Origin of the sequence: Parapedobacter sp. SGR-10 (genome assembly GCF_011030405.1) — a bacterium.
Classification (GTDB): Bacteria; Bacteroidota; Bacteroidia; order Sphingobacteriales; family Sphingobacteriaceae; genus Sphingobacterium.
Genome location: NZ_JAAJTJ010000002.1, coordinates 169,512 through 190,027 on the forward strand (window position 1 = coordinate 169,512; position 20,516 = coordinate 190,027).

Here is a 20,516-nt window from a genome sequence, read left to right on the forward strand (position 1 = left end):
TTCGATGGATAACCTATTTATACTGCTGTTATTTCCTACCGTCAGTGCGATAGCACTGAGTTTTGTCCGGTCTGCTCCTGTGGCTAAGTGGTTGGGGTTGGTGGCATCTTTGGTGCAATTGGCTTTGACCATACCGTTTGTATGTACTTTCATACCGAATGCTGAGGTACAGTTTGAACAAGTTTTTCCGTGGATATCCAGTCTGGGCATATCCTTTCATATCGGTATGGATGGTATCAGCTTGCCTTTGGTGCTATTGACCAATGTGCTTATCCCGCTTATTGTCCTATCTTCTTTTGGCAAGGAGCACAAAGGGAGTTTCTATGCCTTGGTGCTGTTTATGCAAACGGGGCTCCTATTGGTGTTCACGGCTTTAGATGCGTTTAGCTTCTATGTGGGATGGGAAATTGCTTTGATACCGATTTATTTTATATGTGCCTTATGGGGAGGCCCCGATCGGGTACGGGTCAATCTGAAATTCTTTGTGTACACATTTTTGGGTAGTATTTTTATGCTGATCGGTATTATTTACCTGTATCAGCAGAACCCAAACAAAGATTTTGAATGGACTTCTTTTATCCATCTTATCTTGAGCGAATCGGAACAGCGATGGATATTCTGGGCTTTTTTCCTTGCCTTTGCCATTAAAATCCCGATCTTACCGTTTCATACCTGGCAACCCGACACATACACGAATGCACCTGCGGCCGGAGCCATGTTGCTGGCAGGGATTATGCTGAAGATGGGGGTATATGGCTTGATCCGTTGGTTGATACCTATCGTACCTTTTGGCGTATCAGCTTATGGCTCTATCGCATTGATATTGTGTATTGTCGGCATTGTATATGCTTCTATCATTGCTTTTCAACAGGGTGATGCCAAGCGTTTGATTGCATATTCTTCCATTGCACACGTCGGGCTGATCAGTGCGGGCGTATTTGCCTGGAATGCGACAGGATTGCAAGGTGCGATGATACAGATGGTCAATCACGGTATCGTAGTGGTAGGCTTGTTCTATGTGATCGATATTATAGAAAGCAAGACAGGAACACGTCTATTGGGCGAACTGGGAGGTCTAGCCGATCGTACACGTAGGTTGGCTGTATTTTTTCTGATCATTATTATGGCAGGTATAGGTTTGCCATTGACCAATGGATTTATCGGTGAATTCCTTTTGTTGAAGGGATTGTTTGAGGTGAATACTTGGGCGATGGCTATAGCAGGTCTTACGTTGATCTTCGGAGCGGTGTACATGTTGCGTTTGTTTCAGAAGACGATGTTGGGGCCATTGGATCCGAAGTATGCCAGCGTGACGGATATAAAAGGATATGAGGTGTTGGTACTGGGTGTCATTGTAGTCTTGATCGTGGCGATAGGTGTCTATCCGAATGCATTGTTGCATCTATCGGAAGCATCGGTCACACGTTTGGTGGAACAAATCAATTTTTAAAGCGATTATATAGTTAAGAGATTATGGGTGCGATTATCACGCTATCATTGTTAGGCATACTGTTACTTTATTTAGGATTATATAAAGCGAAGAACGCATTATTGCCCGTTACTTTATTGGGTCTGTTGGTGGCATTGGGTTTTGAAGTCAGCGAATGGGGAAAGGAGGCTGCTCCGGTCTACCATGGTATGGTGCTTTTTGACCACTTTGCGCTGTCTTTCTCCATGCTGTGTATCTTGCTGACCGCCTTGACGTTGTTTCTGTCCAAAGCGTATTTTAGTGCCATCAGCAACAATGTAGCCGAGTATTACTGCTTGATCGTGTTCTCTTTGACAGGAGCGTTGTTGGTGTCTTCTTACCACAATTTTGCGATGCTGTTTATCGGTATAGAGATCATGTCAGTAGCTTTGTACATCTTGGCAGGTATCCGAAAAAAAGACCTTTACTCCAATGAGGCTTCGTTGAAGTACTTCATTATGGGGGCTTTTTCGACCGGCTTCCTCTTGTTCGGGATTACATTATTGTATGGTGCTACGGGGACGTTTGATCTGGCTGGCGTACGTCAGTATGTCATCGATACGCAACAGATATCACCCTTGTTCTACGGTGGGATATTGTTGTTATTGATTGGTCTGTGTTTTAAAGTCGGTGCGGCTCCATTTCACTTCTGGACAGCAGATGTGTACGATGGGTCTCCGATTTTGGTGACGATTTTTATGAGTACTGTGGTCAAGGTGGCTTCCTTTGCCGGTTTCCTACGTTTGTTTGATTATGTGTTTGGTGCTTTGAATGAGTTTTGGACACCTGTCCTTTTGGTCGTGATCGTGATTACTTTGTTCGTCGGAAATATTTCGGCCATGATGCAGACGAGCTTTAAGCGGATGTTGGCCTACTCCAGTATTGCGCATGCAGGATATATGTTGTTTGCGATATTGAGCTTGGGACCAAATGCGGCTTCTTCGGTTTTTGTCTATGCGCTGGCTTATTCGTTGTCGTCCATTGTTGGTTTTGGAGCTTTGATATTGGTCAAGAAATCGCAGGGATCGGATCAGTTTCTGGCTTTCAATGGGCTGGGCAAGTCCAATCCGTTGCTGGCAGCCATCGTGGCCTTGGCTATGTTCTCTCTGGCAGGTATCCCGTTGACAGCAGGTTTTATCGGTAAGTTCATGATGTTTACAGGTGTCATGGGCGACTACCACGTGGTCTTGTTGGCTTTGGCGGCCATCAATGCGATCATTGGGGTATTTTATTACTTGCGAGTTATTGTACACATGTACTTTAAGACGGCTGAAGAGGGAGCAGAAACTGTTGTGATGCCATTGAATTTTAAAGCCGTGTTTATCATAGCAGCTATTTTGACCTTGGCAGTTGGGATTTATCCCGATTGTTTGATTGGGTTATTTTAGTTGGTAATGTAATATACTTTCCAGGCCTGACAGATTTTTAAAAACCTGTCAGGTCTTTTTATTTCATCGGCAGCCTGTCTACTATTTGAATGTAACAGCTTTTTTTTAGAATAATTTTAAACTTTATCCACAAGTCGTATCTTTATAATCGACTAGAAGTGTTTATGAGAGAAGAGTTTGTTTTGCTGTTACGACATCTTGCCCTTACTATATATGCGACGTTACTGATCACTCCCGGTTTGGCTCAGACAAAACTAACGGGCAGGGTGTACGATAGCCTTGATGGTAAAGCTATTGCTGGTGTGTCTGTACGGGCAAATGTTTCTTCGATAGGCACCTCTACCGATACAAGTGGGTTTTTCCAGATTGTACTGTCTTCTTCTGACCGTCAGCTTACCTTTTCCCGTATAGGATATAGATCCGAAACCACAGAGATAAGCCAACAGGATACCGTTTTGGAGGTGTATCTGGATTCGGATAAGCATACTATAGATGTGGTAGATGTCAGCAGACGGGTCAAATACAAAAGGAGAAACCCAGCGACAGAACTAATTGACTTGGTCATCCGACACAAGAGCAAGAATAAACTTTCGAAAAAGGACAACCTGTATTACCAGCAATACGAGAAGATAAAGTTTGGGTTGGTCGACCCTAACGAATTGCTCAAGACAAAAATGGGCAAAATGAACTTTTTCTTCCAAAATGTGGATACCAGTGCCATGCCGGGCAATGAGCTTTTGACCATGTATATGGAAGAAGTGGTTTCGGACAACTATACCAAGCAAAATCCCTCACGATCCAAAAAGATCGTCCGCGCAAACGAGAAAACAGAATTTAATCCCAAATATATCAACAACGCCAACATACAGTCTTATCTGAATTTCTTGCTCCAACCTGTCGATATCTACGATGAGAGTATATTCTTTATCAATAAGCAGTTTCTGAGCCCCATAGCCGATAATGCAAAGATTTATTATAAGTATTATCTGCAGGATACGATAAAGACAGGAAAAGAGCTGTTTGCCCGATTACGTTTTGAGCCCTTCAATACGAAAGATTTACTTTTTAAAGGGGAACTGATTATTTCCCTGGATGACCGATATGCTGTGAAGGAAGCACGGATGCAGATAGATGAGAAGACGAACCTCAATTGGGTCAATGGATTGACAATGAATCTATCGTATTCGCCCGATGAGGAGGGGATTATGCTGCAAGACACATCCCGTGTGCTGGTCATATTTGGTCGAGGTAAGAGGGATGCCGTGTTTGGCGAACGTATGAGTCTCAATAGCCGTTATAATTTTAAAGACGATATCCCGTCACATATTATAGCGGGTGCTCCTACGGAGATAAAGATAGACCCATCGTTGTCTTTGTCTGGTGTGCGTCCCGTAGCGCTCAACAGCGTAGAGCGTAGGACGTACACAAACGTGGATAGCCTCAATAATGTGAAGACATTCAACACGCTGCTGTCCATTGGCTATGTGTTGGCACAAAGCTATTATTCGTTGGGCAAATTTGAATTGGGTCCATTGGAATACACGTATCACCAAAACAACTGGGAAGGTAATCGCTTCCGTTTGGGTGGCAGGACTACGGGAGAATTTTCGGAGAAGACCTATCTCGAAGGGTATCTCGCATACGGTACAAAGGATCAAGACGTCAAATATTACGGCAGGATAGCACAATCGTTGAATGGAAAATCGGTTTTTACTTTTCCCGCACATTATCTGGAAGGGATGGTTCAGCATGATGTATTTGACCCGGGGAGAAATCTGGGTTTTTTGAAAGGGGATAGTTTTTTTCAAGGATTTCGTTCGACGCGGCCTTTAAAATGGTTGGATACGGATGCGTACCGGTTGGGACATATTCTTGAATTTGGCAATCATTTGAGTATCGCTACACATTTTACGCATCAGCGGCGCACCCCTCTTGGTGACCTGACTTTTCCCTTGTCAGGCAATCCGAATGAAGAACTGGAGGCCATCAATACCAATGATCTACAGTTTGTATTGAGGTGGGCTCCAAAGGAGAAGTTTTATTACCGCAACATCAATCGCAGAACCATTATCGAAAAACACCCTGTCTTTAATGTGCAGTACAACAGGGGGTTGGATGGATTTTGGGATAGCAATTTTACCTACGATGCGTTGCGTGTATCGATCTCCAGGCGTTGGTTTATGAATCAGCTCGGCTTTGGAGACATGACCGTCACGGGAGGGAAGATCTGGGGCGCATTGCCATATCCTTTATTGGAGATGCCTAATGTGCAGGCAAGCAACGATAGACATACGATGTCCTTTGAATTGATCAATTCGATGGAGTTTGTGGCCGACCAGTTTGTGAAATTTTCTTACGATCATGAGTTTCAAGGTTTTATTCTGAACAAGATACCACTGCTCAAATGGTTCAGGCTACGGGAGATTTGGGGGGCTAAGATGTTTTATGGACAATTGTCGGATATCAATAATCCCTATAAGAGTGACCGGGTCGTACATTTTGATAAGAACGATAAAGGAGAGATACTGACCTATCCAATAGGCAAATATCCGTATTGGGAAGGGTACGTTGGGCTAGACAATGTGCTGAAAGTACTCCGGGTGCAGTATTTTTACCGCTATAATTATTTGGAACATCCAAACGTCAAAGGGGAGCGGTTTAAAGTTTCGTTGAACATTGATTTTTAATCCTATGAAAACATTTCAGACCATTATTGTTGAACGGGAAAAAGCATTCGTTACCTTGACCATCAACAGGGAATCCAAGCTAAACGCCTTGAACCAAGAGACACTACACGAGCTGGCGCAGGCATTGGACCTGTTGGAAAATGATAATGCTGTTCGAGGTATTGTTTTGACAGGTGCCGGCGAAAAGGCTTTTGTAGCCGGTGCAGATATTGGAGAGTTTGTGGGGTTAAGTATAGGAGAGGCCAAAAAAAAGGCCGCGTATGGGCATTTCCATATTATGGATCGTATCCAAAGTTTTCCAAAACCTATTATTGCTGCTGTGAACGGCTTTGCGCTAGGTGGAGGGTTGGAGCTGGCGATGGCTTGTCATATCCGTGTGGCATCGGACAATGCGAAATTTGGTTTGCCGGAAGTTTCATTGGGTATCATCCCTGGCTATGGTGGTACACAAAGGCTTCCTCAGCTTGTCGGACGCGGCAAAGCCCTGGAAATGATTATGACGGGAGACATGATTGACGCGGCCGAAGCTTTGCAATGGGGTTTGGTCAATCGGGTAGTATCCTTGGCGGAGTTAATGAGTGCGTGCCGGGAGCTATTGGATAAAATAAGCACTCGGTCAGGGCAAGCGATCTCCAAAGCGATTACGGCTGTACAGACAGGTTTGGAAGATAGCCGGCAGGGACAGCGACGGGAAATAGAACTTTTTGGAGAGAGCTTTGGTACAGACGACTGCAAAGAGGGCGTGCAAGCGTTTCTGGAAAGACGAAAACCAAATTTCTAGACGATTGTTATGTCATTATAAAACTTTTTTATGAGTAGTAACCCGGTCTTTTCCCAGCGGGAAAGAAATATCATTATCCTCATCATTGTCATTGTATTGGGGGCAATACTGCTGTATGCCTTGAAGGGAATATACGGTGCTATATTGGGCACGTTGGTCATGTACACGCTGTTTCGTAAGCTGAACATGTTTTTGATCGAAAAATGGCGATGGCCAAAGCCGCTCTCTGCTGTGACGATTATTATCCTTTCGATATTTATCATTGTGTTGCCCTTTGCGGGAATTGGTACGATGCTGGTCAACAAGGCTATCGAATTGCAGCGGGATCCTATCTGGGTCAATCAACTCGTGGACGCGGTCAATACATTTGCCGGTGATAAATTGGGCAAACCCGATTTTCTCAAAGAACAGCTCGAAGCGAGTGCTTCGTATGTGGGTGGGCTATTGACATCCGTATTGGGGGGTGCTGCCAATTTGTTCTTGGAGGTCACAGTCATGTATTTCATCCTTTATTTTCTATTTGTCAATTATAAGGGGTTTGAAAATAGCCTGATTCATTATATGCCTTTTGACGATGAGAGTGCTGTTGTATTTGGCGAGGAACTAAAAAACATTACCTATTCGAATATCATCGGGCAGACCTTTATTGCTATCGTACAAGGGAGCTGTCTGGCTTTGGGTTTCTGGATCTTTGGTGCCAATGATGCCCTATTCTGGGGTGTGATATGTGCTATACTTTCTTTTATACCGTTACTTGGCCCTCCATTGATTTTTGTGCCTGCGGCGGTCATTATGCTTGCGCAGGGAAGTACCTGGCAAGGTGTGGGGCTACTGATTTGGGGATTCGGATTGGTCATCAATATTGACAATGTTCTCCGATTTATCATTGCCAAAAAGATAGGAGATATCCATCCTGTCATTACGGTGGTGGGTGTGATTATTGGTATTCCCCTATTTGGGATCATGGGTCTTGTATATGGACCGTTGCTCCTGACGTACTTTTTGATTGCGATCCGTATCTATAAGTCCAATAAAAGGTTGGCACTCAAAAAACAAATGCTTGAGGATGGACAATCATTGTGAATCCTCGACCACATACCCTAACATATACTCCTGGAATTTTTCATAATACACCTGAAAGGAGAATTTCCGCTGATCTTTGAAGAGATCTACGGTCATCACACCCTGTGGGCGATAGGTAAACGGATGTATGGTCATGTTTTCCAGAAAGGAAACACCTCTATTGCCTTGTAGTTTGTACACGGCTTCTTTTGCGCACCAACAGGCATACAATTGGGCGATTTCGTCCTCTTTTCGAATGAATAGCAGTTCTTCGGGCTTGAGAAATTTCTCTTTTATACGGACTACTTTCTCTTTGACGATTTCGAGGTCGATACCACAGGGCCCTTTTGTGCTGAGGATCACTCCGGCAAAGTCAAAAGAATGTGTGAGCGAAAGCTCATACGGATAGTCCGGTAAGTAGGGCTTACCGTTTGCATCAGAGGGACAATGTATGTATTGATCCGTCTGCAACAAATAGCGGAGCAGCACACGGGTAGCCAGCCAGTGCAATGTACGTTTGCCTTTGCTCAGCTGTTGCAACTTGTTCTTTTCCGCTTCATCCAATTGCAGCTTGTCCATTAGTTCGGCTGCGGTTTCTTCTATTTTCCAAATCGCAAACTTCGTGTCGCTGTCCAGTTCCCGGAGATATGCTAAAGCCATACGTAAAAGTAAAGAGTAAAAAGGGAAAAGTAAAAAGTAGGGGCAAAAAATGTTTTGCCCGTACGGACGTCTATCAATTAAAAGTTGTTCAAATTCAAAGTAATAATGTATTTTTGGGGCACGTTGGACTTGACCGACCTGTAAAACAATCGTATGATATTATCGGATATTAGAATACTGGAAGAAATAGAAAGAGGTTCCATTGTCATTGAACCGTTTGATCGGAGGTGTCTTGGCACAAACTCGTATGATGTGCATCTGGGGAAATACCTGGCCAAATATAAGGATGGGGTGCTGGACGCCAGGAGGCACAATGAAATAGAGCACTTTGAGATACCAGAAGAAGGATATGTCCTGCAACCAAGCACGTTGTATCTGGGTGTGACATTGGAATATACCGAGACACATGCACATGTGCCTTTTCTCGAGGGTAAATCCAGTACGGGACGTCTGGGTATAGATATCCATGCTACTGCCGGAAAAGGAGATGTTGGATTTTGCAATACCTGGACCTTGGAAATATCGGTGGCACAACCTGTGCGCGTATATGCAGGTATGCCGATCGGACAGTTGATCTATTTTGTGGTAGACGGTGATATCGAGACGTTCTACAATTCCAAAGGAAATGCAAAATACAACAGCAAAACCATTCGTCCGGTGGAAAGTATGATGTGGAAAAATGCTTTTTAGGGATTAAAGATAAAGGAACAAGGATTAAGGACAACTGTCTTTGTTCCTTGTTCTTTCTGTCTTTGCTCTAAATATTACCCGCCAAACTCCATCAGATAAGCTTTCAAAAACTCATCCAGCTCGCCATCCAATACAGCCTGCGTATTGGAAGTTTCCGTATTGGTTCGTAAATCTTTGATAAGCTTGTACGGATGCAACACATAGTTGCGGATCTGTGACCCCCACTCTATTTTTTTCTTGGAACCTTCGATTGCTGCTGAAGCTTCCTGCCGCTTACGCATTTCGATCTCATAGAGTTGAGACTTTAGCAAGCGCAAAGCATTCTCTTTGTTTTGAAGCTGCGATCTGGATTCCTGATTCTTGATGATGATGCCGGTAGGTTTGTGGTGCAACCGCACGGCCGTTTCGACCTTGTTGACATTTTGTCCCCCGGCGCCACCGGACCGAAACGTGTCCCATTCTATTTCCGAATCCTTTACCTCGATCTCTATATTGTCGTCTACCAAGGGGTAGACGTACACCGAAGCAAACGAAGTATGTCTCTTGGCATTGCTGTCAAAAGGAGAGATACGTACCAAACGGTGCACACCATTTTCTCCTTTGAGATAGCCATAGGCAAAGTTGCCCGAAAATTGTAGGGTTACGGTTTTGATCCCGGCAACATCACCTTCCTGATAGTCTTGTTCGGTTACTTTGCAACCATGTTTTTCGCCCCACATGATATACATCCTCATCAGCATCGAGGCCCAGTCGCAGGATTCGGTACCACCTGCACCCGCTGTAATCTGTAAGATGGCATCCAGTTGATCCTCTTCGGCACTCAACATATTCTTGAACTCTAGTTCTTCGACTTGCTCTAAGGCGTGTTGGTACTGCTCTTCCGCATCCCTCTCCTCTGCTTCCCCGGCCTGAAAAAAGTCGTACATGACCACCGTATCTTCCACGGCAGAAGACACCTCATCGAAGTGGTCTGTCCATATCTTGAGATTTTTGATGGATTGCAATACTTTTTCTGCCTCTTTGGGTGCATCCCAAAAGTCTGGACGTAGTGTTATTTCCGTGGATTTGGCGATTTCCTCTTTCTTGGCATCGATGTCAAAGATGCCTCCTCAGGGAAGTTACTCTATCCCTCAAGTCTTGTATCTGTTCTTTGGTCATGCACCAAAAGTAAAAAGTAAAAAGCGAAAACAGAAATAGATTGTTTTATATGCTGGACTGTTACTCAATTTTGATTTTTAGTGCCTTTTTTGAAAAATGTCATGTACTAAGTATATTTTTACAAAAATGTGCTAAATATGGGTGCACGACAAAATGCAGATTGTTGAAAAATCATTGTCATTCCGACGATAGGAGGAATCTATCTTTGTGGCTAACAGATGTCTCCTATCGTCGACATGACATAAAAACGAATTTTTGTCGTGCGCCTGCTAAATATGTTAGCATTTCGGTTTGGATTTCTTATTTTTACACAGATATATTTTAAAAGGTTTAATAATTTTGTTCATCAACATTCAGATACTATGGCAACACGTATTCCATTGGCAGAACGATTGAGACCCAAAACCTTGGCAGATTATGCGGGGCAACGGCATATTGTGGGAGAGGGTGCGGTCTTGCGGTCGGCTATTGAGCGAGGCAATATTCCTTCGATGATCCTATGGGGGCCTCCTGGTGTGGGCAAGACCAGTTTGGCCTATTTGATAGCCAAGGAACTAGACAGGCCTTTTTTTAGCCTGAGTGCCATCAAATCAGGCGTGAAAGAGGTCCGCGAGGTCATCGATAAAGCAGAACAACTGAAAAACTTTGACCACTCTCAACCTATACTTTTCATTGATGAGATCCATCGCTTCTCCAAGTCACAGCAAGATTCTTTATTGGGTGCGGTGGAAAAAGGATTAGTCACACTGATTGGCGCGACAACTGAAAACCCTTCTTTCGAAGTGATTTCTGCACTTTTGTCGCGTTGTCAGGTATATGTCCTCGAAAATCTGGATGAGCAAGACTTGATATCTTTGATTCAAAAAGCCATTCGAGAAGATGATTTTCTCAAAAACGACAAGATCGACATTCGGGAGTACGAAGCGTTGATTCGGCTGTCGGGAGGGGATGCGCGGCGGTTGCTCAATGTTTTTGAGCTCGTGGTCGATGCAGCGGTACCTTACAATAGACCCATTACCAATGATTTTGTCCTTCAGCAGGTACAGCAGAATATGGCTCGCTATGACAAGACAGGCGAGCAGCATTACGACATTATTTCTGCATTTATCAAATCTATTCGGGGGTCGGACCCCAATGCAGCCGTATATTGGTTGGCACGTATGATCGAAGGGGGGGAAGATCCTTCGTTTATTGCGAGACGTTTATTGATTTTGGCGTCGGAGGATATCGGCAATGCGAATCCCAATGCCCTTTTGCTAGCCAACAATTGCTTTCAAGCTGTCAATGTCATCGGTTGGCCAGAGTCCAGGATCATTCTATCGCAGACGGTAACCTATCTGGCCAGTTCGGCCAAAAGCAACGCTTCCTATGAAGCCATCAATAAGGCCCAGGCTTTGGTCCGTAGTACAGGAGACCTTTCTGTGCCGCTGCATTTGAGGAATGCTCCTACGAAATTGATGAAGGAGTTGGATTATGGAACGGAATACAAATACGCACATGCCTATTCGGGTAATTTTGTAGAACAGGAATTTTTGCCTAATGAAATCAGTGATACGCGGCTTTATGATCCCGGATCCAATGCTGCGGAAGAAAAATTGCGGCAATCGCTACGGGAAAAATGGAAAGAAAAATATGGGTATTAATGTGGTCAGTAATCAGTAGGCAGTGGTCAGTTTTAACAGTACTGATCACTGATTACTGTCAACTGACAACTAATTTGCCCTTTCGCTTTTTACTTTTTATTTTTGTGGAGATGCAGACGTTTACAGCGATTGATTTTGAATTGGCCACGGCAGACTACAATAGTGTATGTTCCGTTGGAGTGGTCAAGGTAGAAGAAGGTATTATAGTCCGCGAGTATTATTCACTCGTGAGGCCACCTCTCAACAAATATATGTGGCAGACCACACGGGTACATGGTATCAAACCCAAAGACACCATGGATGCCCCTACTTTTGTAGAGTTGTTTCCTGTTTTGAAGCCCTTATTGGAGGGACAGAAGATGGTCGCCCACAATGAGGCCTTTGATCGGGCAGTTTTGCAACGTACGATGAAGTATTACGGGCTTGATTACCGTATATTGGGCCTGCCTGAAACGTGGATATGCACAAGTCATATTTATAGGAGTAAGGGTTTTTTAAAGACCAAACTCAATCTTTGTTGCCAGATGATGGGTATACAGCTCGATCATCATGATGCACTGTCTGACGCAAGAGGAAGTGCATTGCTCTATTTAAAACAAGACCATGCTCCGGTAATGAGCATTGGATAATAAACGATATAAATTTTATGGGAAAGATTGTCAATGTAGTATTGTCAGGAGGTATAGGGTCTAGATTGTGGCCATTGTCGCGTAAAGCTCGGCCTAAACAGTATATACCTATTTTTGAAGGAAAATCGCTCTTCGAGCTTACCGTGCAGCGCAATAGAAATATCGCCTTTCGCAGTATCATGGTAGGTAGTGTACAAAATGTGGATCTGGCCAAAGGGTATTTACCCGATGAAGATAGTTTGACCATTGTAGAAGCTGTCCCACGCAATACAGCTGCAGCGATAGCGTTTGCGGCCTTTGCCAGTGGTCCCGATGACATTTTGATCGTATCCCCTTCAGACCATCTGATCGAAAATCAGCAGAAGTATGAGGAAAGTCTACGTCAAGGGGTGCAATATGCAGAAGAAGGATATTTGGTGACGTTTGGTATTGAACCGACTAGACCCGAAACGGGCTATGGCTATATCGAATATCAAGACAACGATGTATTGTCTTTTCGTGAAAAACCCAATCTGGAAACTGCCAAAGAATTCTTGAAAAAAGGAAACTTCTTGTGGAATTCGGGTATATTCTGCTTCAAGGCATCCATTTATCTGGAAGAGCTTTTTCGCTTTGAACCCCGTGTTTTCAGAGCGGCAAAAGAGGCTTACGAATCAGCGGAAAACGGTGTGCTGTCCGAAGAGCTTTCTATGAAGATCCCCTCCAAAAGTATAGATTATGCCGTGATGGAGCGGAGTGAGCGTATCAAGGTCATCCCTTCCAATTTTGTATGGTCTGACATGGGGTCTTATGACTCGCTGTACGATTATTTGAAGTTGAAAGGCCATCCTGTTGATGCCGATGGCAATATGGTCATCGGTACCGATAAGTATGTCTCTTTTGTGGGGCTGTCCGATACAATCTTAGTGCATACCGAAGATGCGATTTTGGTCGTACAGAAAAAGGCCTCCCAAGATGTAAAACATCTGTATGAAGAACTGGAACAAGAGGGCTCTCAATTGTTGTAGACCTCAAAATAGAGACGTTGCATGCAACGTCTCTATTTGTCTATGGCCAATATAATCTATATCCCACTTTTCAAAGGAAGAATGCAATGAATTTGAATAGTTGGCACAAAATTTTCTATCTTTCCTTACTTTTGATACAAGGGACTTTATGATGCAACGTGTTTTCATGACGATATTAGCTGTGCTATGTTTGGCAATCATGACCGTATGGAATCCGATGTACGGGCAGGAAGCGCCCGTAGATCCGTCGGGGTATATCGTCAAATACAATAAGGATTTCCAAGGAATAGGTCCTAAGGTCTATATCCTTCCTGCACCAAGAACCAAAATGGAAATGCTGACAGATGTCTATAAGGAGATTGTCCCTTTCCGTGATTCTATCCAAATTGCGCTCAAGCATCAAAAGTTCATGGCAAATTTCAAGGCGGTGTCCAATGAAGAAGATATCCAACGTCTACTCGATCCGATGCCAGCGACCGATGCCGTCTGGGATTCGCTGATCCACGAGCATGTGCATCACAATCTCCTTTACTTAGGGTATGGGTTGCTCAATGAATATGCGAAATACTTGACGGCTCTTGGTGAAGTGGATAAGGCTATAGCACGTCTGGAACAGGCATTGGAATATGCTTCTGCTGTAAACAATCCACCGGATGTAGCCACCATACAGGCCAACTTGTCCACCCTCCAATTTCTCAATATGAATGCCCAGGAGGCTGAGAAGCACGAAGAGGCCTATTATGCACAGGCAAGCAAAAGTAAAAATGCAATAGATCAGGGGCTTTCCTTAGTGCGATTGGCTCATATACAAGCATTGGACAAGAACTATCGTTCGGCCGAAAATACAATTATCCGCAAGGCTATCCCCCTGTTTAACCGATCACGCCATTACGAAGGCAAGATATGGGCTTGGGAAATGTTGGCCGATATCTATCAGGCACAAAACAAACATACTGAGGCACAGTGGTTCTTGATTCAAGCTAGAGACCTCGCACGTCTGCACGAACAGGAAAGCGAGCTTGCAGAGATCGAATATATGTTAGGATATTCCAAGTTTATCCAAAAAAACTATGAAGTCGCAAAAGGCGAATTTATCAATGCATACGACTTGGCTGAAAAAGAAGAGAATGCTCTCTTGAAACTGGCTATTGTCGAAAAGCTGGGAAACATCTACCTGTCACAGAGAAATGTAGAGCTGGCCGACACCTTATTAAAGGAATACTGGCAATTGCGAACTGCGTTATTTTGAACGGACTTCCCCCATTTTAGCTTACTCGTAGTGAAATTGTTACGCATGATGGTTTAATTTTTCTCACATTTTCAATCTAATAAATAAAGGAATATTTTTTTTAAGTATTTTTAACATGTGTTATGATTATTTTAGAGCCTTGAAAGCGATACATACTCTCTGTGAAATGGAGGAAAAGGGTAGCGGAAGGATCGATAGAGCCTTGTCATGTGCGATGCCATTGTAATTGTATAAGTGAATTACGCATACGTGTTTTTTGCTAGTAGGTATTCGTGAATGCAAAGCATTTTATCTAAGTTTGAATATGGGTTTTAACAAAACGGTATATATGGTTAGAAATTTGATTTTTTGTTTAGCGTTGATTTCAGTTGTGGCCTGTGGGTCCAAACCACGGGTACAGATTGAAGAGGGGGGGATACAATTAAAACCGACCTTACAGCATGAAGTGATCGCAAAGGAAGTGGTCAACTTATTGGAGAATTACAGTTATAAAAAGGTCCAGGCGAGCGATTCCTTGTCGAATATAGTCTTTGACAACTTGCTCAAAGCAGTAGACCGTGGCAGGACCTATTTGTTGCAGACAGATCTTGACAATTTTCATCAATATCGCAACATTATCAGTCAAGATATGAAAGGAGGAGATCTATCAGCAGCTTTTTATATCTTCAATGTATATACCCAACGGTATCTTTCCTGTATCGAGTATGCCTTGACACAGGTAGATGTAGATCATGATTTTTCCCTGGATGAATCGTACACCAATTTTCGGGAAAAACTCCCTTGGTTTGCCAATGAGGAAGAGCTGAAAGATCAGTGGCGCAAACGTGTCAAATTTGATCTGCTCAGTTTGAGACTAGCTAGTTCAGATCAGAAAGCCAGTGAAGAGAAGAACAAGGAGACATTGCGAAAGCGGTACAACAATCTCCTGTCCCAAGCTAAGAAAACAAACTCCAACGATGCCTTTCAGTTGATCATGTCGGCCTATACGGATGCTATCGATCCACATACGACCTATTATAACCCTTCTTTTGCGCAAGCTTTCAACGAAGGTATGTCCAATACTTTGGAGGGTATAGGTGCTAGGCTGCAGATGGAAAACGAAATGGTGACTATCAAGGAAATCATTGCAGGAGGACCGGCATTCAAGGATAAAACATTGAAAATAGATGACAGGATCATCGGTGTAGCACAAGGCGACGGAGAGTTTGAGGATATTATTGGATGGCGTTTGGATGCTGCCGTGGCAAAAATCAAAGGGCCAAAGGGTACGGTCGTACGTCTGAAAATCCTACCTGCCGGACAGGATATTGCTGCTCAGCCCGTTATCGTATCGTTGACACGTGACAAGATAGTTATAGAAGAAGAATCTGCAAAGAAAGCTGTCAAGACTGTCAAGGGCGAAGATGGCAAGACCTATAGAATCGGTGTCATTACTCTTCCGAAGTTTTACATCGACTTTGAGGCTTACCGTAAGCGGGATCCCAACTATAAGAGCACAACACGTGATATACGTTTGATTCTGGACACCCTCAATCAAGAAAAGGTGGATGCAATAGTATTGGATCTTCGGAATAATGGTGGGGGCTCTTTGCAAGAGGCCATCGAATTGACAGGCCTGTTTATTGATCAGGGACCTGTCGTACAAGTCCGTAATGTCGACAATAGGGTGGAAATAGAGAAGGATAAGGATAAAGGCGCAAAATGGACGGGACCATTTGCAGTCATTATCAATAGGTTTTCCGCATCGGCCTCCGAAATATTTGCAGGAGCTATCCAGGACTATGGAAGAGGTATTGTATTGGGCTCTACGACGTATGGAAAAGGTACGGTGCAGTCTGCTGTAGATATGTCCAGATTCATCAGCCCTACCAATCGGTTACTGTTGAAAGCTGCGGGTGGCCAGGATACCGATGTACCGATCGGTGCGCCACAGTTTGGACAGATCAATATTACCATGGGCAAGTTCTATAGGATTACGGGAAGCAGCACACAGCACAAAGGAGTGTCTGCCGACATTTCTTTCCCTTCACAATACACAGCAGAGAAATTTGGAGAAAGTTCGGAGCCTGCTGCCTTGCCTTGGGATCAGATCGACAGTGCACCGTTCCAACCATTAGCTGATCTTAATGCGGCAAAGAAAACATTAAAAAACCTCCATGAAGCGAGAATGCAAAAATCTCCGGAGTATAAGTATCTGTTGGAAGATATACAGGAGTTCAATAAATCTGATTCTATTCCCCAAGCAACCTTACACGAGAGTAAGTTGAAGGAAGAGCGAGATGCAAATAAGCTGAAAAATAGAGAAAGGGTCAACAAGGTACTTGCCCTGCACGGTCTTCCGCTCTGGAAAGAGGGTGAACCTCAACCTAAGATGGACTTCGACTTTATCTTGGACGAGAGTTTACGTGTAGTAGCGGATTTTATCCCGATGAACCGTCCAATAGAGATGGCGTTGTTGAAAAACTAAATATTAGGCCTTGATTCAAAATCAAGGCCTAATATTTATCTCCAAGACTTATATTGATTGATCAAACCATTTGTCGAGCTGTCGTGGCTGTGGACAGCAACATCGTCTTGCAGTTCTGGTAGGATTTGATTGGCCAATTGTTTACCTAATTCTACACCCCATTGGTCAAAGCTATAGATATTCCAAATAATCCCTTGCACAAAAATCTTGTGCTCGTACAAAGCTATAAGTGTACCCAATGTTTGAGGAGTTATCTTTTTCAATAGGAAAGAGTTGGTTGGACGATTTCCTTCGAATATCTTGAAATTTTTCAATGCTTCGACTTCTTTTTCCGTTTTGCCTGCGGCCTTCAGTTCTGTGACCACGATCTCTTCCTCTTTACCGTTCATCAAGGCTTCGGTCTGCGCAAAGAAGTTGGACAATAGCAATTGATGGTGGTTCCCAATAGGATTGTGCGAAATCGCCGGAGCAATAAAATCACACGGGATCAGCTTGGTGCCCTGATGTATCAACTGGTAGAAAGCATGCTGGCCGTTGGTGCCCGGTTCGCCCCATATGATCGGCCCGGTCTGGTAATCTACTCTCTCTCCGTTACGATCGATGTATTTACCATTGCTTTCCATATCCCCTTGTTGGAAATAGGCAGCAAACCGATGCATATATTGGTCATAAGGTAGTATTGCATGGCTCTCAGCCTCGAAGAAGTTATTGTACCATATACCGAGCAATCCCATGATGACCGGAATATTTTCCTCAAAAGGAGTATCACGGAAGTGTTGGTCCGCTTTGTATGCACCTTCGAGCAGTTGTTCGAAATGATCGTATCCTATCGATAGGGCAATGGAAAGCCCAATAGCAGACCATAGCGAGTACCGTCCGCCCACCCAATCCCAGAATTCAAACATGTTCGCTGTATCAATACCGAAGGCGGATACGCCTTGTTCGTTTGTGCTCAGGGCTGCAAAATGCTTTGCCACATCCGATTCTGTAGCTCCGCTTTCCAGGAACCAACGTTTTGCCGAATGCGCATTAGCCATCGTTTCTTGTGTGGTGAACGTTTTCGAAGCGATGAGGAACAGCGTTGTTTCGGGGTTGACTTTTTTGAGTACTTCGGCAATATGTGTACCATCCACATTGGAAACAAAGTGTACATCCAGATGGGTTTTGTAGGGTTTAAGTGCCTCGGTAACCATGACAGGTCCCAAATCCGAGCCACCGATACCGATATTGACGACATCGGTGATCGCCTTTCCCGTGAAACCTTTCCACTCGCCGGAATGTATCTTGGCACAGAAGGCTTTCATTTGGTCTTGCACAGCTTTTATCTTTACCATGATGTCTTCGCCATCTACTTGGATAGGGTTGCCCGAACGGTTCCGCAGGGCGGTATGGAGTACGGCTCTACCTTCAGTAACGTTGATTTTCTCACCGGCAAACATGGCGCGGATAGCTTCATCCAACTGACATTCTTTGGCCAGTTGAATCAATAATGCTAAGGTCTGTTCGTTGATCCTATTTTTTGAATAGTCAAAGAGTATGTCTCCTAGAAAAAGAGAAAATTTTTCAAAACGGGATGGATCTTTGTCAAATAGTTCTTTTAAGGATCTTTCGTTCAGGCCAATAAAGTGATCCGCAAGATATCGATATGCCGGAGTTTCGGTAAAGTTGATTTTTGGTAACATATGTATTCTTTTAGCTTTCAAACTTAGATAAAATGCTTTGTATTCGTGGAATCTTGATGACAAAAAATTAAATTCCACTTTATTCTTGTGTAAAAATGAGAACCGAAGGTTTTGGTATTCTCTATTAAAAAGGGACAATCTCTCATTTTATTCCTTAAATTTGGGACAGCGTATCATTTAATACATGATGGAAGATCATTTAAAAATTAGGAGTCTCACTATGAAAGATGTAGAAAAAAGAAAGAAAGATTATAATCCGGGCCCACGGGTAGGGATTACATTTTCTACTTTTGACTTGTTGCATGCAGGACATATTATGATGTTGGCCGAGGCCAAGCGACAATGTGATTACCTTATCTGTGGATTGCAGATGGATCCTACTTTGGATCGGCCAGACAAAAATAAGCCTACCCAGACTGTTGTCGAACGGTATATCCAACTTCGGGGATGCCAGTATGTGGATGAGATCGTTCCATATTCTACCGAACAAGATTTGGAAGATATCCTTCGTTCCTTCAAATTGGATGTTCGTATCGTAGGCGATGAGTATAAAAATAAGGATTTTACCGGTCGTAAGTATTGTGAGGAAAAAGGAATAGAATTGTATTTCAATAGTCGGGATCATCGTTTTTCCAGTTCTGGGCTTCGTCGTATCGTAGCCGAAAAAGAAGCAGAGAAGAGTGGGAAGAAGTAATTGAGGAACTAATCGTTTATAAGTTTAATCGATTAGGGGCAATGTCGTTAAGCTAGCGTTTTTTGTCATCCCGACTTTGGAGGGATCTGTAAACTATATTAGGTTAAACAGCCAAGCGATAAAACAATTAAACCAAGAAAGAACAATGAATAAAACAGTCTTGATCACGGGTGGTGCAGGCTTTATTGGTTCTCACGTGGTACGGGAGTTTGTGACCAAATATACTGACTACCGCATTGTCAATCTGGATGCATTGACCTATGCGGGTAATCTCGAAAATCTAAAAGATATCGAGGATAGGGCAAATTATACCTTTGTCAAGGCCGATATTAGAGATGCTGCTTTGATGATGGATATTTTTCGTCAATATCGCCCTGAGGGAGTGATTCATCTGGCCGCTGAATCCCATGTAGACCGCTCTATCACCAATCCGACCGATTTTGTAATGACCAATGTCATCGGTACGGTCAACCTGTTGAATGCGGCAAAGGAGGTGTGGAAAGGAGAATATGTGGGCAAACGTTTTCATCATATTTCTACGGACGAAGTTTATGGGGCATTGGGTGATACGGGTTTATTTACCGAGGAGACACGTTACGATCCACATTCGCCGTATTCGGCCTCGAAAGCCTCGTCGGATCATTTTGTACGGGCTTATCACGACACGTATGGGCTGCCTGCCGTTATTACCAATTGTTCAAACAACTATGGGCCCAATCATTTTCCCGAAAAACTGATCCCTCTCTGTATACACAATATACTGCACAATAGGCCACTGCCCATCTATGGAGATGGCAAATATACGAGGGACTGGCTTTTTGTGATCGATCATGCCAAGGCTATCGACTTGGTCTTTCATCGGGGCAAAGATGGAGACAGTTACAATATAGGTGGTTTTAACGAATGGCAGAACATTGACTTGGTCAGGGAATTGTGTCGGCAGATGGATGAGAAGTTGGGTCGGCCGGTAGGTACGTCCGAGCAACTGATTACCTTTGTCAAAGACCGTCCGGGACATGACCTGCGCTATGCTATAGATGCCACCAAGATCAATCAGGAATTGGGTTATCGGCCATCGGTGACGTTTGAAGAAGGGTTGGGTATCACTATTGATTGGTTTTTGGAGCATACAGAATGGTTGGAGCATGTGACTTCAGGCGAGTACCAACAGTATTACGAGAAACAGTATGAGTAAGGGGGATGCGGAAGAGTGGGTGATGGGGAGACCTGGAGATGTAAAGATTAAGGATT

Annotated in this window: 16 protein-coding genes; 13 read left to right on the forward strand and 3 right to left on the reverse strand. The window is 43.7% G+C overall.

The window, feature by feature from the left end; all coding sequences use genetic code 11:
• Window positions 1-4: 4 nt before the first annotated feature.
• From G5B00_RS02895 to G5B00_RS02915, 5 genes are all read left to right on the forward strand, one after another.
• Window positions 5-1,450, forward strand: a complete 1,446-nt coding sequence (locus tag G5B00_RS02895; RefSeq protein ID WP_163871750.1) for a NuoM family protein — start codon at window positions 5-7, stop codon at window positions 1,448-1,450.
• Window positions 1,451-1,473: 23 nt separating this feature from the next.
• On the forward strand, window positions 1,474-2,856 hold the full coding sequence (locus tag G5B00_RS02900) for an NADH-quinone oxidoreductase subunit N (protein ID WP_163871751.1): 1,383 nt from the start codon (window positions 1,474-1,476) through the stop codon (window positions 2,854-2,856).
• Between the two features lie 164 nt (window positions 2,857-3,020).
• Complete coding sequence (locus G5B00_RS02905; protein ID WP_163871752.1) at window positions 3,021-5,543, forward strand: DUF5686 family protein; 2,523 nt, start codon at window positions 3,021-3,023, stop codon at window positions 5,541-5,543.
• A 4-nt stretch (window positions 5,544-5,547) separates the two neighbouring features.
• Complete coding sequence (locus G5B00_RS02910) at window positions 5,548-6,324, forward strand: enoyl-CoA hydratase/isomerase family protein (RefSeq protein WP_163871753.1); 777 nt, start codon at window positions 5,548-5,550, stop codon at window positions 6,322-6,324.
• 30 nt (window positions 6,325-6,354) lie between these two features.
• Window positions 6,355-7,407, forward strand: coding sequence for an AI-2E family transporter (locus tag G5B00_RS02915; protein ID WP_163871754.1), 1,053 nt, complete (start codon window positions 6,355-6,357; stop codon window positions 7,405-7,407).
• Here the strand turns inward: G5B00_RS02915 and G5B00_RS02920 are convergent.
• The gene (locus G5B00_RS02920) at window positions 7,399-8,046 is read right to left on the reverse strand and encodes a 4'-phosphopantetheinyl transferase family protein (protein ID WP_163871755.1); all 648 of its coding nucleotides are present in this window, start codon (window positions 8,044-8,046) and stop codon (window positions 7,399-7,401) included. The two genes, G5B00_RS02915 and G5B00_RS02920, sit on opposite strands and share 9 nt — an antisense overlap.
• A gap of 153 nt (window positions 8,047-8,199) precedes the next feature.
• On the opposite strand from G5B00_RS02920, the gene dcd reads away from it, so the two are divergent.
• Complete coding sequence (gene dcd, locus G5B00_RS02925; RefSeq protein WP_163871756.1) at window positions 8,200-8,736, forward strand: dCTP deaminase; 537 nt, start codon at window positions 8,200-8,202, stop codon at window positions 8,734-8,736.
• 74 nt (window positions 8,737-8,810) lie between these two features.
• Here the strand turns inward: dcd and prfB are convergent.
• A protein-coding gene (prfB, locus tag G5B00_RS02930; protein ID WP_163871757.1) for a peptide chain release factor 2 occupies window positions 8,811-9,894 on the reverse strand; the annotation gives its coding sequence in 2 pieces (ribosomal slippage) (window positions 8,811-9,833 and window positions 9,835-9,894; 1,083 coding nt in all).
• Between the two features lie 362 nt (window positions 9,895-10,256).
• Between prfB and G5B00_RS02935 the strand changes: the two genes are divergently transcribed.
• The 5 genes from G5B00_RS02935 to G5B00_RS02955 all read left to right on the forward strand — a co-directional run bounded on the left by G5B00_RS02935 (window position 10,257) and on the right by G5B00_RS02955 (window position 16,889).
• Window positions 10,257-11,537: a replication-associated recombination protein A gene (locus G5B00_RS02935; RefSeq protein WP_163871758.1), complete on the forward strand. Its 1,281-nt coding sequence runs from the start codon at window positions 10,257-10,259 to the stop codon at window positions 11,535-11,537.
• Window positions 11,537-12,166, forward strand: a complete 630-nt coding sequence (locus G5B00_RS02940) for a 3'-5' exonuclease (RefSeq protein WP_240894363.1) — start codon at window positions 11,537-11,539, stop codon at window positions 12,164-12,166. The genes G5B00_RS02935 and G5B00_RS02940 overlap by 1 nt, the downstream gene beginning before the upstream one ends.
• Before the next feature lie 17 nt (window positions 12,167-12,183).
• Window positions 12,184-13,173, forward strand: a complete 990-nt coding sequence (locus tag G5B00_RS02945) for a mannose-1-phosphate guanylyltransferase (RefSeq protein ID WP_163871759.1) — start codon at window positions 12,184-12,186, stop codon at window positions 13,171-13,173.
• 148 nt (window positions 13,174-13,321) lie between these two features.
• Entirely contained in the window at window positions 13,322-14,422 is a 1,101-nt protein-coding gene (locus G5B00_RS02950; protein ID WP_163871760.1) for a tetratricopeptide repeat protein, read from the forward strand.
• Window positions 14,423-14,750: 328 nt separating this feature from the next.
• The gene (locus tag G5B00_RS02955; RefSeq protein WP_163871761.1) at window positions 14,751-16,889 is read left to right on the forward strand and encodes a carboxy terminal-processing peptidase; all 2,139 of its coding nucleotides are present in this window, start codon (window positions 14,751-14,753) and stop codon (window positions 16,887-16,889) included.
• A gap of 35 nt (window positions 16,890-16,924) precedes the next feature.
• Here G5B00_RS02955 and pgi read toward each other — a convergent pair whose 3' ends face one another.
• Window positions 16,925-18,571 carry a glucose-6-phosphate isomerase gene (gene pgi, locus G5B00_RS02960; protein WP_163871762.1) on the reverse strand — a complete coding sequence of 549 codons (1,647 nt, stop codon included), beginning with the start codon at window positions 18,569-18,571 and terminating at the stop codon, window positions 16,925-16,927.
• Window positions 18,572-18,791: 220 nt separating this feature from the next.
• Between pgi and G5B00_RS02965 the strand changes: the two genes are divergently transcribed.
• Window positions 18,792-19,265: an adenylyltransferase/cytidyltransferase family protein gene (locus tag G5B00_RS02965; protein WP_163871763.1), complete on the forward strand. Its 474-nt coding sequence runs from the start codon at window positions 18,792-18,794 to the stop codon at window positions 19,263-19,265.
• Window positions 19,266-19,410: 145 nt separating this feature from the next.
• Entirely contained in the window at window positions 19,411-20,460 is a 1,050-nt protein-coding gene (gene rfbB / locus G5B00_RS02970) for a dTDP-glucose 4,6-dehydratase (protein WP_163871764.1), read from the forward strand.
• Window positions 20,461-20,516 lie beyond the last annotated feature (56 nt).